General features: G+C 51.1%; 11 protein-coding genes and 1 riboswitch. Of the genes, 5 read left to right on the top strand and 6 right to left on the bottom strand.

Going from position 1 to position 13,876, the window contains the following annotated elements:
* Positions 1 to 10: 10 nt before the first annotated feature.
* The 6 genes from ribH to LA360_RS13040 form a co-directional block, all read right to left on the bottom strand.
* On the bottom strand, positions 11 to 529 hold the full coding sequence (ribH, locus tag LA360_RS13065) for a 6,7-dimethyl-8-ribityllumazine synthase (protein WP_022200652.1): 519 nt from the start codon (positions 527 to 529) through the stop codon (positions 11 to 13).
* Positions 530 to 586: 57 nt separating this feature from the next.
* On the bottom strand, positions 587 to 1,786 hold the full coding sequence (locus LA360_RS13060) for a bifunctional 3,4-dihydroxy-2-butanone-4-phosphate synthase/GTP cyclohydrolase II (RefSeq protein ID WP_022200653.1): 1,200 nt from the start codon (positions 1,784 to 1,786) through the stop codon (positions 587 to 589).
* Between the two features lie 46 nt (positions 1,787 to 1,832).
* Positions 1,833 to 2,513: a riboflavin synthase gene (locus LA360_RS13055; protein WP_022200654.1), complete on the bottom strand. Its 681-nt coding sequence runs from the start codon at positions 2,511 to 2,513 to the stop codon at positions 1,833 to 1,835.
* Complete coding sequence (gene ribD, locus LA360_RS13050) at positions 2,495 to 3,598, bottom strand: bifunctional diaminohydroxyphosphoribosylaminopyrimidine deaminase/5-amino-6-(5-phosphoribosylamino)uracil reductase RibD (RefSeq protein ID WP_022200655.1); 1,104 nt, start codon at positions 3,596 to 3,598, stop codon at positions 2,495 to 2,497. The genes LA360_RS13055 and ribD overlap by 19 nt, the downstream gene beginning before the upstream one ends.
* A gap of 260 nt (positions 3,599 to 3,858) precedes the next feature.
* A riboswitch (FMN riboswitch) is annotated at positions 3,859 to 3,973 on the bottom strand.
* A gap of 369 nt (positions 3,974 to 4,342) precedes the next feature.
* Positions 4,343 to 5,500 (bottom strand): IS91 family transposase, encoded by a 1,158-nt coding sequence (locus tag LA360_RS13045; RefSeq protein ID WP_112481418.1) that lies wholly within the window; start codon positions 5,498 to 5,500, stop codon positions 4,343 to 4,345.
* Complete coding sequence (locus tag LA360_RS13040; RefSeq protein WP_112481419.1) at positions 5,493 to 6,359, bottom strand: tyrosine-type recombinase/integrase; 867 nt, start codon at positions 6,357 to 6,359, stop codon at positions 5,493 to 5,495. The genes LA360_RS13045 and LA360_RS13040 overlap by 8 nt, the downstream gene beginning before the upstream one ends.
* Positions 6,360 to 6,684: 325 nt before the next feature.
* Between LA360_RS13040 and LA360_RS13035 the strand changes: the two genes are divergently transcribed.
* From LA360_RS13035 to LA360_RS13015, 5 genes are all read left to right on the top strand, one after another.
* Complete coding sequence (locus tag LA360_RS13035; RefSeq protein WP_002586293.1) at positions 6,685 to 7,320, top strand: cytidylate kinase-like family protein; 636 nt, start codon at positions 6,685 to 6,687, stop codon at positions 7,318 to 7,320.
* 102 nt (positions 7,321 to 7,422) lie between these two features.
* Positions 7,423 to 8,673, top strand: a complete 1,251-nt coding sequence (locus tag LA360_RS13030; protein WP_022200656.1) for a peptidoglycan-binding domain-containing protein — start codon at positions 7,423 to 7,425, stop codon at positions 8,671 to 8,673.
* Positions 8,674 to 9,067: 394 nt separating this feature from the next.
* The gene (locus LA360_RS13025) at positions 9,068 to 10,141 is read left to right on the top strand and encodes a carbamoyl phosphate synthase small subunit (protein WP_057572086.1); all 1,074 of its coding nucleotides are present in this window, start codon (positions 9,068 to 9,070) and stop codon (positions 10,139 to 10,141) included.
* Entirely contained in the window at positions 10,141 to 13,359 is a 3,219-nt protein-coding gene (gene carB / locus LA360_RS13020; RefSeq protein ID WP_112482056.1) for a carbamoyl-phosphate synthase large subunit, read from the top strand. The genes LA360_RS13025 and carB overlap by 1 nt, the downstream gene beginning before the upstream one ends.
* A gap of 41 nt (positions 13,360 to 13,400) precedes the next feature.
* Complete coding sequence (locus LA360_RS13015; protein WP_022200659.1) at positions 13,401 to 13,802, top strand: hypothetical protein; 402 nt, start codon at positions 13,401 to 13,403, stop codon at positions 13,800 to 13,802.
* The last annotated feature ends 74 nt before the right edge of the window (positions 13,803 to 13,876 follow it).

Genomic DNA, 13,876 nt, shown 5'->3' with positions numbered 1-13,876 from the left:
TGCCCGGGCGTCACGGTTCATCCTGGACCGGGGGCATGGCGGATAAGCTGTCATCCGCCGTCCTTTGGCGGAGTTCGTGTATCAGGTTTACCATCTCTATGGCTCCCGCAGCGCAGTCATAGCCTTTGTTGCCTGCTTTGGTTCCGGCCCGTTCAATGGCCTGCTCGATGTTCTCCGTGGTCAGAACGCCGAACATGACCGGGACCCCGGTGGTAAGGGAGGTCTGGGCAATGCCTTTTGAGACCTCGCTGCACACATAGTCGTAGTGGCTGGTGCTGCCCCGGATTACGGCGCCCAGGCATATGACGGCGTCATAGCGTCTGCTGGAAGCCATACGGGAGGCGATGAGTGGAATCTCAAAGGCGCCCGGAACCCAGGCTACCGTGACAGCGTCCTCCGGCACCTCATGGCGCCGAAGGCAGTCCAGGGCGCCGGACAGGAGCTTGGAGGTAATGAATTCATTGAAACGGGATGCGACAATGCCTATCCTTATTTTTTTTGGAACAAGTTTTCCTTCTAATATATACATGGCGTATTCTCCTATTCTTAGCATGTGATGGTTTCTTAAAATAATGTGTCAGGTTCCTTAATAATGTGTCAAATGTCCCATGCGCTGTTCCTTTGTCCTTAAATAGAACAGATCATGGTCTGTGGGCGTCATCTGGATCGGCACCCGTTCTTTGATATCCAGGCCAAAGCCGGAGAGCTGGTATACCTTATCCGGGTTATTGGTCAGAAGCCGCAGGGTCCTGGCACCTAGGTCCCTTAATATCTGGGCGCCTATGAAATATTCCCTCAAATCCCCGGGAAAACCCAGAGCCAGATTGGCTTCCAGGGTATCCATGCCCTGATCCTGCAGTTCGTAAGCCCGCAGCTTATTGAGAAGCCCGATGCCTCTGCCTTCCTGGCGCATGTAGAGGAGAACTCCCCTGCCTTCCTGCTCAATCCGGGCCATGGCCGCGGCAAGCTGCTGTCCGCAGTCGCAGCGCAGGGAGCCAAAGGCGTCGCCTGTCAGGCATTCCGAGTGGACCCGGCATAATAAGTCACGGCCGTCCCCAATCTCACCTTTTACTAAGGCCACATGATGTTCTCCGTTCAGCAGGTTCCTGTAGCCGTAAGCCTTAAAGGTGCCGTAACGGGTTGGCATATGGGTGACGGCAGCGCATTCCACCAGCGTATCGTGCTGTTTGCGGTAGTCCTGGAGGGCCTTGATGGTGGTGATTTTCATGTTCCATTGTCCGGCGTATTGAAGAAGCTGGGGCATCCGCATCATGGTTCCGTCCTCCCTCATGATTTCACAGCAAAGTCCGCATTCACTGAGACCGGCCAGACGCATCAGGTCAACGGTGGCTTCGGTATGGCCGTTCCGTTCCAGCACCCCATTTTTTCTGGCTGCCAGCGGAAACATGTGGCCGGGACGACGGAAATCCTCAGGCCGGGACAGGGCATTGACACACTGTCTGGCCGTTACGCCCCGTTCGGCCGCGGAAATGCCGGTGGAGGTGCTTATGTGGTCAATGGATACGGTAAAGGCTGTCTCGTGGTTGTCGGAATTGTCGGATACCATCTGCGGGAACTTAAGCCTTGTGCACAGTTGTGTGCTCATGGGCATACAGATAAGACCTCTGCCGTGCACTGCCATAAAATTCACGTTTTCCGTGGTGGCATATTGGGCGGCGCAGATAAAATCGCCCTCATTTTCCCTGCTTTCATCGTCTGTCACCAGTACGATTTTTCCCTGGCGCAGGTCGTCCAGTACTTCTTCTATGGTGTTGAATCCTTCCATGGTGCGGTAATCCTCCTTATTTTTAATGGTCCTGTTCCGTGGCTGCTCAAAATCCACATTGTTTGAGCAATTCCGGTGTGATCCGGCTGCCGGTCCCCCTGTTTTTGGTGTCCTCATCTTCTGTGCTGTGGGCAGACGGGGAGATTTTCATAAATCTTTCGATATATTTCCCCACGCAGTCATTTTCCAGGTTGACCACGCGGCCCGGTTTCAGGGCTCCCAGGGTGGTGTGGGAGGCTGTATGGGGAATCAGGGATACGCTGAAATCCTGTTCCCTTACCTGGGCAACCGTCAGGCTGACGCCGTCTATGGCAATGGATCCCTTTTCAATGATGCGGCGCAGAATGGACGGGGCAGAACGGATGGTGTACCACAGGGCGTTGCCGTCGCGGACAACATTTACAATAGTCCCGGTTCCGTCAATATGGCCTGACACAATATGTCCGCCGAACCTGCCGCCTGCTATCATGGCCCGTTCCAGGTTAAGAGAACTTTTGATGGGCAGACAGCCAAGATTGGAACGCTTCAGGGTTTCAGGCATCACATCCGCCAAAAAACAGCCGGAATCGAAGGATGCCGCGGTAAGGCAGACGCCGTTGACGGCAATGCTGTCCCCTCTTTTTATATCTTCCAGGATCCTGTCTGCTCCGATGACCAGGCGGGAACCGGATGAACCGCCCTTAACAGACAGCAGGATTCCGGTTTCTTCTATGATTCCTGTGAACATGGCGCCAACTCTCCTTCGATAAGAATGTCCTGGCCCAGGGCCGTGATTTTGGTCTTTCCCAGAGAATAGCCCTGGTATGGGAATTCCACCCCGCTGCCGCCGACAGGCGTTTTGGCGGTTGCGCCGCCAAAGAGTCTTGGGGAAATGTAAGCCTGGACCCTGTTTACGATTCCCTGGTCCAGGGCAGACCAGTTGAGGGCGCCGCCGCCCTCCAGCAGGACGCTGTCAATGCCCATCTGTCCCAGGTGTTCTGTGAGGGCATTCAGGTCCACGCGTCCCTCACGGGGCGGAAGGAGGAGGATTTCACAGCCCTTTTCCTCATAGGGAAGCCATGCCTTCCTGTCAGGGCAGCAGGTGGCCAGTATGGTCCTGGCCTGGGAACAGGTGGTGACAACCCGGGAATCCGGCGGCGTGCGAAGCCGTGAATCGCAGATAATCCGCACCGGATTCCTTGTAGCCGGGAGGCGGCATGTGAGCAGGGAATCATCGGCCAGTATGGTTCCCACCCCGCACATGACTGCAAAATACCTGCTTCTGTCCTCATGGACCCTTTGGCGCGAGCGCTCCCCTGTAATCCATCGGGAATGCCCGGCCCGGGTGGCTGTCTTGCCGTCCAGCGTCATGGCATATTTCATGACAACCAGGGGACGCCCGGTCTTTATGTAGTGGAAGAATACGTGATTGAGCTCCCTGCATTCTTCTTCCAGGATACCCTCTGTCACCTCAATGCCGTTGGTTATTAAAACTCCGGTGCCTTTGCCGGACACCATGGGATTGGGATCCCTTGTGCCTATGACGACCCGGCGGATGCCGCTTTCCACGATGGCGTCCGTGCAGGGCGGAGTCTTGCCGTGATGGCAGCAGGGCTCCAGGGTTACATACAGGGTTGCCCCCCTGGGAGATTCGGTCAGGGATGCCAGGGCATTTCGCTCTGCATGGGGACCGCCAAAACAGAGGTGGCTGCCCTGGCCGATGATGCGGCCCTCCTTTACAATAACAGCACCCACCATGGGATTGGGGCTGACCTTTCCACAGCCCTTTTCGGCCAGTTTCAGTGCGATGGACATGTAATCAGTATCATTCAATGCAGTGCCTCCTTTACAAATGCAGGGACCCGCATGGTGCTGCCATGGCCTGTCCCCTGGTATACAGCTTTAAAAACTTCTATAAAAAAATGCCTTGAACCGTATCGTTCAAGGCAGAAAATATAAAACCACAAGGCACAATGTTTCGCGCCTTCAGGAGGACATGGGCATGGGAGGTACACAAAAGCCCTGGAATGATAGTCCATTCCAGGGCACTGTCAGCCAGCCACGAAAAGCGCGTAAGCGCGTCCATGTCAACGATTCATCTTCTTTCATCCAGACTGTACTGTCGGCTTCGGAGTTTCACCGAATCATGCCTTGCGGCTCGTGGGCTGTACCACCGGTAGGGAATTGCACCCTGCCCTGAAGAGTTTATTCAATTGATTGTTATTATAAGCACTGTTGGGCGGTATGTCAAGAAGGATTTTTGGAATAACGTTTAAATCTCAGGCCGCATTGTGGTATAATTCTTAAGGAAAGTATCAGATTCAGAGCGACAAAAAAATGAACAGCTTATGCAAAAGATAAACTGCTCTGAATGTGATTCTTTCCAATTGTACCAAGTCGCGGAACTTTAGCCATAGGCTGTATGGGGATAGTATTTCCCCAGGGAAGCTTAAAATAGTGGATTATGGTGGTCTGCAATGCAGAAGCAGGACGATTTTAGCTGTATCCCATATTTTTGGGTATGCTTCGCAGACCTCCCGATGGCAGGTCTTAAAAAATATATAGGAAAGCAGCCTGTCAGGAAGAAGGAACATGACACCTTCCCAGCTGTTTCATGGCTGTATGACCACATTCAGGACACACACAGATATCGAAATTCCAGACTGCTTTTAAAAGCTCTGCCAGGGACATTCCGGCGTAACGCTGCTTGAAACGCTGTCCATTCTGAAGCTTAAAGATAACCTTCAGATTCTTATATTTCATCCGATTGTTCAGAAAACCATAATAGCGTATTTTCTGAAAGCCGGAAGGCAGCACATGCATCAGGTAACGGCGTATAAACTCCGTGTTGCCAAGAGTAATCTGACGTTTTGGTTCACCCGGCTTTTTTCCACGGGCAGAGAATGTTACCGTATCTTCCGTAACAGAAAGGATCCTGCTGTTAGAGATGGCGATTTTGTGGATGTAGCGTCCAAGGTATTCAATGACATTGCCGAAGCCGTTGAAGGTTTTCTTGATGTAGGGGCACCAGTCCATTTCATAAAGCTTATTTTTAAATTCCTTCCAGTGGTAAGAATTACGCAGGTTTTCACAGGAGGATGAAAAGTTAAGGGAGCCGCTTTCATAAAGGGAGACAAGGTGTGCCATATATTTCCCCTTAAACTTATCCCGCAGGACCTCCGTACGGATAAAAAACTTAGATGAGGATTTACGGATTTTTCCATCTCCGGTAAGCCCGCCGCCGGAAACAATGCAGTGCATATGTACATGGTAATCCAGCTCCTGATTCCAAGTATGAAGTACTTGGATAATCCCGGGTGTTGCCCCGAGCCACTTCTTATCAGCAGATAATTCCAGAAGTGTTTCGGCGCAGCATCTGTGAAGAAGTCCATACAGAAGCTTCTGGTTGCAGTAAATGAGGGGATTTAATTCATGTGGAAGTGTAAACACTACATGAAAATAGGGTGAATCAATGACCTCAGCACTGCGTTTATCTACCCAGATTTCTTTCTTCACAGCCTGACAGTTGGGGCAGTTGCGGTTGCGGCAGGAATTATTGTGGACTTCCACATGCCCACAGTCGGTACACTGACTTAAGTTGACACCAAGCCTTCCGGATTTGCAGTTTAAGATGGCTCGGGCGGCTTTGCGTTGGACATCCGACTGATAGTGCCCCGGTGCTGAGAAAGCTTCATAGGACTGCTCAAATATCTGCCTGATTTTGTAATCACTCATGGTATTCACCTGCCAATCGGTCAAAAGGGCTGACGGCATTGCGGATGGCATTACCGGAAAGATGGACATAAATAGTGGTGGAAGACAAAGATTTATGTCCCATAAGCGCTTTTATGGTAAGCAGGTCGGTTCCGTTTTCATACAGATGGGTACCAAAAGCATGACGAAAGGAATGACAGGTAAGCCTGCGTTCCCATCCGAGCCTGTCCTCATGGGCATGGATGTGTCTTGAAAGGAAGAATGTGTCGATGGGTCTGTCCTCGCCACTTTGCTTTGGAAAAAGAAAGCCTTTTGGTCTGCCGTATTCAAACCAGTAGCGTGTCAGCAGGTCAAGTGCCGCTTTAGAAAGAATGGCATAGCGGTCATTCCTGTTTTTGGAGTGTGTGATGTGAAGCCGCATGTTTTTGCGGTCAACATCCTCGTAACGCAGACGGCATACTTCACCGATACGAAGCCCTGAGGAATACATGAGTGTAACCATAGTCTTCTGCTTTAAATCAGGTATGGAAGAAATAAACTGCCATGTTTCCTGTTTCGAGGGAACATAGGGAAGGTACTCGTCAAACTTACGCATGGGAAGCTGTGTGTCATCCCATGTTTTGTGAAGAACATACATGGTGAAAAAGCGCAGTTGTGAAATGGCACAGTTGATGGTGCGGTCAGAAAGGTCTCTGGATTTCTGTAGCCATTTGATGTAGTCACGAAGTTCATCCCAGGAAACATCTTCTGGCGATTTGTGAAGAACATTTGCGAGGTAATCCAGATACGCCCGGATGTAAGTACAGTAATTTTTAAGGGTATGGTCGGTAAGACCGCGAAGGGAAATCATTTCCCTGAAAGAATTTAAATATTTGTCCATAGTAAAATCTCCTTTGAAATGCAATAAAAACAGTAGTTACATTTCAAAAAGAGGTGGTGGACGAGTAAAAAAATAAGATATATAGTTGTTGAGTTTAGAAATCCATGATAACATAAGCATAGCAGTTCTTAAAGTTATGAAGTTGTTTGGTGTGGTAACTTAACAATACATCATAAATTTAAAAACTGCTATTTTTTATAAAAAAAGTGGTGGTTTTATGTACCTTGGGCTAGCCGTCGCACTAGCGACTTGGTACAATGAAACCATGAAAACAAACCATGGAAGCAGGCGCAGGCCTGCGCTGTCAGAACAGGAGGATGGGCGTATGAAGGAAGGAAAGCAACTCATTGTGACCATTGGAAGACAGTACGGCAGCGGCGGCAGTGAAATCGGCTCCAGGCTGGCCAGGGAGCTGGGAATCCATTTCTATGACAAGAATATTCTGCGCATGAATTCAGACCAAAGCGGCATCAAGGAGAGCTATTACTATCTGGCAGACGAGAAGGCGGGAAACAAGCTTTTGTATAAGATTGTAAAGAGCCTGACCCCGGAAAAGGGAAGTCCTTCCTTTGGCTCCGACCTGGTGTCGGCGGACAATCTGTTCCGGTTCCAGTCCGAGGTCATACGAAAGCTGGCGGCGGAGGAGAGCTGCGTCATCATGGGACGATGTGCTGATTATGTGCTGGAGGGCGCGGAAGGTCTGGTGAGAGTATTCCTGTACGCGGATATGGAATACCGGGAAAAGCGAATCAGCGCTCTGGGCTATTATGAGCCAAAGGATATCAGGAAGAACATCAAGCGTATTGACAGGGAGCGGAGGGATTACCACAGGTACTATACAGGCCGGGATTGGGAAAATGTGGAAAATTACGATCTGATGCTGAACACGGCATCCCTGGGAACAGAGGGGGCCATGGAATCCATACGGGCTTATCTTCGGATTAAGGGATATGAGCTGTAGCCTGTTTCTTTTTGTCCTTTTCAGGTTTAAGGGAAAATACATGCATATAATAGGCTGGGCGGTATTATATTTAGGTAATGAAAAGAAACTGCGAGGTATTACATGGCAACCAATCCAGAACGGACATCCAGTGGACTGCTGCAGATTAACGTAATCAACATACAGAATAATTTTCCCATACAGAACGCCAGGGTCACCATCAGCTATAAAGGAGAACCGGACCGGCCTGTGGAGCAGCTGACCACCAACAGCTCAGGCCAGACAGAACAGGTACAGCTTCCGGCGCCACCTGTGGAATACAGTCTGGAACCAAGCATTATCCAGCCCTATTCGGAATATAACCTGATGGTGGAGGCGGAGGGCTTTGAGCCTCTGGCCATATCCGGAACCGAAATACTGGCCCAGGCCACGGCCATACAGCCGGCGGCCATGACACCGGTTGGCGGGGAAACACCTCCCGAAGACCCGGTGGTGATACCGGACCACACCCTGTACGGGAATTATCCTCCAAAGATAGCGGAACCAGAGATAAAACCAGTGAACGAGAGCGGGGAAATCGTTCTCAGCCGGGTGGTAGTGCCTCAGACTGTGGTGGTCCACGACGGTGTTCCCACGGACAGTACGGCCAAGGACTATTATGTGCCTTACAGGGACTACATAAAGAACGTGGCCTCCAGTGAAATATATTCCACCTGGCCCAGGGCCACCATAACGGCCAATGTGCTGGCAATCATGTCCTTTACCCTGAACCGGGTATACACGGAGTGGTACAGGAACCAGGGCTATGATTTTACCATTACGTCCTCCACTGCCTTTGACCATAAGTGGATATATGGAAGAAATATATTTGAGAGCATCAGTCTGACTGTGGATGAGATATTTGACAACTACCTGTCCCGTCCGGGTGTGAGACAGCCTATTTTGACTCAGTACTGTGACGGACGCCAGGTCCAGTGTCCTAACTGGATGACACAGTGGGGGTCATGCTCCCTTGGAGAGCAGGGCTATAGTCCCATAGAGATACTGCGTTATTTTTACGGGGACAGCATCTACGTGAACACGGCGGAGCAGATATCCGGGATACCGGCCTCCTGGCCGGGCAGTGACCTGACCATAGGAAGCTCCGGGGATAAGGTGCGCCAGATGCAGGAACAGCTGGATGAAATAGCAACTGTTTATTCGGCCATTCCCAGGGTGACGCCTGACGGGATATACGGCACCAGGACCGCGGACGCGGTGCGGGAATTCCAGTCCATCTTCGGACTGCCCCAGACAGGAGTGGTGGATTTTGCCACATGGTATAAAATATCGCATATTTATGTGGGAATTACCCGGATTGCGGAATTGGTGTGATGATTTGAACTGGGATGGAGGACGGGGTAGCCTGCGGACAGGGGTTCCATGGCCGATTCAGCAGGAGAGGTTTTCCGGGAACCGATGGAGAGCACGGGGCAGAGGCCCGGCGCCGCGGAGGAAGGATGGGAGGCAGAAATCCTCTGTAAAAAGCAGTAATTCCCTATAAAAAACAGACATAAAAGACGTGGGCAGGGCGCATATTTTTGGACCCTGCCCATGTTGTATTCCGGCTTCCTCCCGGCCTGTTTGCACAAAAAAATTTGATTGGTACAAAAAAATTTAGCTTCCAAAGTCATTGCAAATTCATATGAAATACAGTATAATCTTTACAATTTGGGCTGAGGTCACATGGCCCTTAAGCAAACACATAAGAAAGGACAGGTACCCCCATATGAAAGCATACCTCATACTGGAAGATGGAACTGTATTCACCGGGACCAGCATTGGTTCTGAACGTGAAGTCATCAGTGAAATCGTGTTTAACACGTCAATGACCGGTTATCTGGAAGTGCTGACCGATCCGTCCTATGCAGGACAGGCCGTTGTCATGACATATCCCCTTATTGGCAATTATGGAATCTGCCATCAGGACATGGAGTCAGCAAAGCCCTGGCCGGATGGCTATATTGTAAGAGAATTATCAAGAATCCCCAGCAATTTCAGAAGCGAGGATACCATTCAGAACTTCTTAAAAGAACACGACATTCCCGGTATCTGCGGTGTCGATACAAGAGCCCTTACCAAAATATTAAGAGAAAAAGGCACCATGAACGGTATGATTACTACAAAGGAATATACCGATTTTAGCGAGCCCATAAAACGTATGAAGGAGTATGCCGTGACTGGCGTGGTGCTTAAAACCACCACAAAGGAGACCTACGTCCTTCCCGGAAACGGTAAGAAGGTTGCCCTCATGGATTACGGCGCTAAGAGAAACATTGCCCGTTCTCTGAACCAGAGGGGATGCGAGGTAACTGTTTATCCGGCTGACACACCCGCCAGGGAAGTACTGGCAGGAAAACCCGACGGTATCATGCTCAGCAACGGCCCCGGGGATCCGAAGGAAAATGCAGCCATTATCGAGGAAGTGAAAAAGCTTTATGAATCAGATGTGCCTATCTTTGCCATTTGTCTGGGACACCAGCTCATGGCCCTGGCCAACGGCATTGATACCCATAAATTAAAATACGGACACAGAGGCGGAAACCATCCCGTGAAGGATTTGGAGACAGGAAGGGTTTATATTTCTTCCCAGAACCATGGCTATGTGGTGGATACGGACAACCTGGACCCATCGGTGGCCGTACCTGCATTTGTCAATGTAAATGACAGCACCAACGAGGGATTAAAGTATGTGGGCAAGAATATCTTTACGGTGCAGTACCACCCGGAAGCATGCCCCGGACCCCTGGATTCCGGTTACCTCTTTGACCGTTTCCTTAAAATGATGGAGGTGAATGACTGATGCCAAAGAATCCTGATATCAAAAAAGTACTGGTGCTTGGATCCGGACCCATTGTCATCGGACAGGCGGCAGAATTCGATTATGCAGGCACCCAGGCCTGCCGTTCCCTGAAGGAAGAGGGAATTGAGGTTGTGCTTCTCAACTCCAACCCGGCAACCATCATGACAGACAAGGATATCGCGGACCGTGTCTACATTGAGCCCCTTACCGTGGAGGTGGTGGAACAGCTTATTTTAAAAGAGAAACCGGACAGCGTGCTGCCCACACTGGGCGGACAGGCAGGCCTTAACCTGGCCATGGAGCTGGAGGATGCAGGTTTCTTAAAAGAACACAATGTGCGCCTGATTGGCACCACGGCCCTGACCATCAAGAAGGCCGAGGACCGGGAGATGTTCAAGGAAACCATGGAGAAAATCGGCGAGCCTGTGGCTCCCTCTGATATTGTGGAGGATGTAAAGCATGGCCTGGAGATTGCCGAAAAAATCGGTTATCCCGTAGTGCTTCGTCCCGCATACACCCTGGGCGGTTCCGGCGGAGGCATTGCCGGCAATCCGGAGCAGTGCGCTGAAATCCTGGAAAACGGACTGCGTCTTTCCCGTGTGGGACAGGTGCTGGTGGAACGCTGCATCGCCGGATGGAAGGAAATCGAGTACGAGGTGATGCGCGACGGCGCAGGTAATGTAATCACGGTTTGTAATATGGAGAACATTGACCCTGTGGGTGTCCATACAGGAGACAGTATCGTGGTGGCTCCCTCCCAGACACTGGGGGACAAGGAGTACCAGATGCTCCGTACCTCTGCGCTCAACATCATCAGCGAGCTGGGAATCACGGGCGGCTGCAACGTTCAGTACGCCCTGAATCCGGACAGCTTTGAGTACTGTGTTATTGAGGTAAATCCCCGTGTAAGCCGTTCATCGGCCCTGGCAAGCAAGGCAACGGGATATCCCATTGCCAAGGTAGCTGCCAAGATCGCCCTGGGATATACCCTGGACGAAATCAGAAATGCGGTTACAAAGAAAACATATGCAAGCTTTGAGCCCATGCTGGATTACTGCGTGGTAAAGATGCCAAGGCTTCCGTTTGATAAATTCATCAGCGCAAAACGCACACTGGGAACCCAGATGAAGGCCACAGGAGAGGTCATGAGTATCTGCACCAATTTTGAAGGCGCTCTCATGAAGGCCATCCGATCCCTGGAGCAGCATGTAGACTGCCTGCTGTCCTATGATTTTACAGACCTTTCCTACGAAACACTGACAGAGGAATTATACAGGGTGGATGACATGCGCATCTGGAGAATTGCAGAGGCGCTGCGCCGCGGATTCACCTATGAGCAGATACATGACATTACTAAGATTGACTTCTGGTTCATTGACAAGCTGGCTATTCTGGTGGAGATGGAGGATGCCTTAAAGGCAGTGGGCTCAGGAGAAAAGAAGCTGACGGCAGAGCTTCTGGCAGAGGCCAAGAGAATCGAGTATCCCGACAATGTAATAGCAGTGCTTACGGGAACCTCCCGGGAAGAAATCAAGAAGCTGCGCCATGACAACGATATCCGCGCGGTTTACAAGATGGTGGACACCTGCGCGGCCGAGTTTGCGGCCGAGACACCATACTATTATTCCTGCTTCGGCGGTTTCAACGAGGCTGAGCAGACCAGCGGACGAAAGAAGGTGCTCGTTCTGGGGTCCGGCCCAATCCGTATAGGACAGGGAATTGAGTTTGACTTCTGTTCTGTCCACAGTACCTGGGCTTTCAGCAGGGAAGGCTATGAGACCATTATTGTAAACAATAATCCGGAAACCGTCAGCACGGACTTTGATATTGCGGATAAGCTGTATTTTGAACCCCTTACCCCGGAGGATGTGGAGAACATCGTGGATATTGAGAAGCCGGATGGCGCAGTGGTGCAGTTCGGCGGACAGACAGCCATCAAGCTGACAGAGGCCCTGATGAAGATGGGAGTTCCCATTCTGGGTACGGCGGCAGAGGATGTGGACGCGGCAGAGGACAGGGGGCGCTTCGACGCCATCCTGGAGCAGTGCAATATCCCAAGGCCCGCAGGACATACTGTATTTACGGCTGAGGAGGCAAAGGAAGCAGCCAATAAGCTGGGCTATCCTGTGCTGGTGAGGCCATCCTACGTGCTGGGCGGACAGGGGATGCAGATTGCCATAAGCGATGAGGATATCGACGAGTTCATCGGCATCATCAACCAGATAGCCCAGGAGCATCCGATTCTGGTTGACAAGTATATCATGGGCAAGGAAATCGAGGTGGATGCCATCTGTGACGGCACCGACATCCTGATTCCCGGTATCATGCAGCATATTGAGCGTACCGGTATCCACTCCGGCGACAGTATCTCCGTATATCCGGCCCAGGACATTACCCAGCACAATATCGATACCATTGTGGACTACACTGAGAAGCTGGCAAAGGCCCTTCATGTAAAGGGTATGATTAATATTCAGTTTATTGTGGATGGGGACGACGTATATATCATCGAGGTGAATCCCCGTTCCTCACGTACGGTTCCCTATATCAGCAAGGTAACCGGAATCCCCATTGTACCGCTGGCCACCCGGATTATCTGCGGTCATACCATCCGGGAGCTGGGTTATAAACCGGGATTACAGCCGGCTGCAGATTATATTGCCATCAAGATGCCTGTGTTCTCCTTTGAGAAGATTCGGGGCGCTGACATAAGCCTTGGACCTGAGATGAAGTCCACCGGCGAGTGCCTGGGCATTGCAAAGACGTTCAATGAAGCGCTTTATAAAGCGTTTGAGGGGGCGGGAATCCGTCTTCCAAAATACAAGAAAATGATTATGTCCGTTCGCCACAGCGACCAGGAGGAGGCGGTGGATATTGCCCGCAGGTTTGCCGCTGTGGGGTATCAGATATTTGCCACCAGAGGCACTGCGCGGACACTGAACAAGAACGGTGTAAAGGCTTACGAAATCCGCAAGCTGGAGCAGGAATCCCCCAATATCCTGGACCTGGTGCTGGGCCACCAGATTGATCTGATTATCGATATTCCGGCCCAGGGCGCAGAGCGCAGCCATGACGGTTTCATCATCCGCCGCAATGCCATCGAGACAGGCGTCAATGTCCTGACCTCCCTGGATACGGCCAACGCGCTGGCAACCAGTCTGGAGAACCGGGCCAAGGAACTGACGCTGATTGACATTGCCACGGTGAAGAACGCTTAAGAAGCGGGAATCGCGGCCGCAGGCTCAAAAGGAGTATGTACATGAAAAAGAGAGTTATTTTTTTGGCCATGCTGATGGGCGCAGTATTGGCATCCGGTTGTGGGAGTCAGGGAAAACAGGATAATACGCCAGCAAATACCGTTGAAGTGTTGAAAGAAAGCAGCGATGGCCACGAAAATGAAATTACAGGTGTGGTCAAGGAAATTTCGGATTCACAGATAACCCTGATTATTGGAGAAACTGACCGCAGTGGCGGCCGGCCCGGAGATGGCGACGCAGGCAATAGAGTGGATAAGGAAAATGCCGGACGCAGACCAAAGGAGACGGGAAACGGAAGCAAAACCGAGGGCGGGGACAGTAAGGCAGATGAAAGCAGCGGTTCAGATGGAGGAGATGCCAAGGAAGGAGCAGACAGCGGCCCGAACAGAGCGGGCAGAGATTAAAGCCGGAGACGTGGTTTGCGCAAAAACAGATGCCGCCAATTTTGCGCTCAGGATTATTATAAAATCCAGTCTAT

The organism is Enterocloster clostridioformis, assembly GCF_020297485.1.
GTDB lineage: Bacteria > Bacillota > Clostridia > Lachnospirales > Lachnospiraceae > Enterocloster > Enterocloster clostridioformis.
Note: the sequence above shows the minus strand (reverse complement) of the source record. Positions and strands in the feature narration are given on the sequence as shown.

Bases quoted from the DNA above. Each gene is read 5' to 3' on its own strand.
- LA360_RS13025 (WP_057572086.1), top strand. From the start codon at position 9,068: ATGAAAGCATACCTCATACTGGAAGATGGAACTGTATTCACCGGGACC.
- LA360_RS13045 (WP_112481418.1), bottom strand. From the start codon at position 5,500: ATGAGTGATTACAAAATCAGGCAGATATTTGAGCAGTCCTATGAAGCT.
- LA360_RS13030 (WP_022200656.1), top strand. From the start codon at position 7,423: ATGGCAACCAATCCAGAACGGACATCCAGTGGACTGCTGCAGATTAAC.
- LA360_RS13055 (WP_022200654.1), bottom strand. From the start codon at position 2,513: ATGTTCACAGGAATCATAGAAGAAACCGGAATCCTGCTGTCTGTTAAG.
- ribH (WP_022200652.1), bottom strand. From the start codon at position 529: ATGTATATATTAGAAGGAAAACTTGTTCCAAAAAAAATAAGGATAGGC.
- LA360_RS13035 (WP_002586293.1), top strand. From the start codon at position 6,685: ATGAAGGAAGGAAAGCAACTCATTGTGACCATTGGAAGACAGTACGGC.
- LA360_RS13040 (WP_112481419.1), bottom strand. From the start codon at position 6,359: ATGGACAAATATTTAAATTCTTTCAGGGAAATGATTTCCCTTCGCGGT.
- carB (WP_112482056.1), top strand. From the start codon at position 10,141: ATGCCAAAGAATCCTGATATCAAAAAAGTACTGGTGCTTGGATCCGGA.
- LA360_RS13060 (WP_022200653.1), bottom strand. From the start codon at position 1,786: ATGGAAGGATTCAACACCATAGAAGAAGTACTGGACGACCTGCGCCAG.
- LA360_RS13015 (WP_022200659.1), top strand. From the start codon at position 13,401: ATGAAAAAGAGAGTTATTTTTTTGGCCATGCTGATGGGCGCAGTATTG.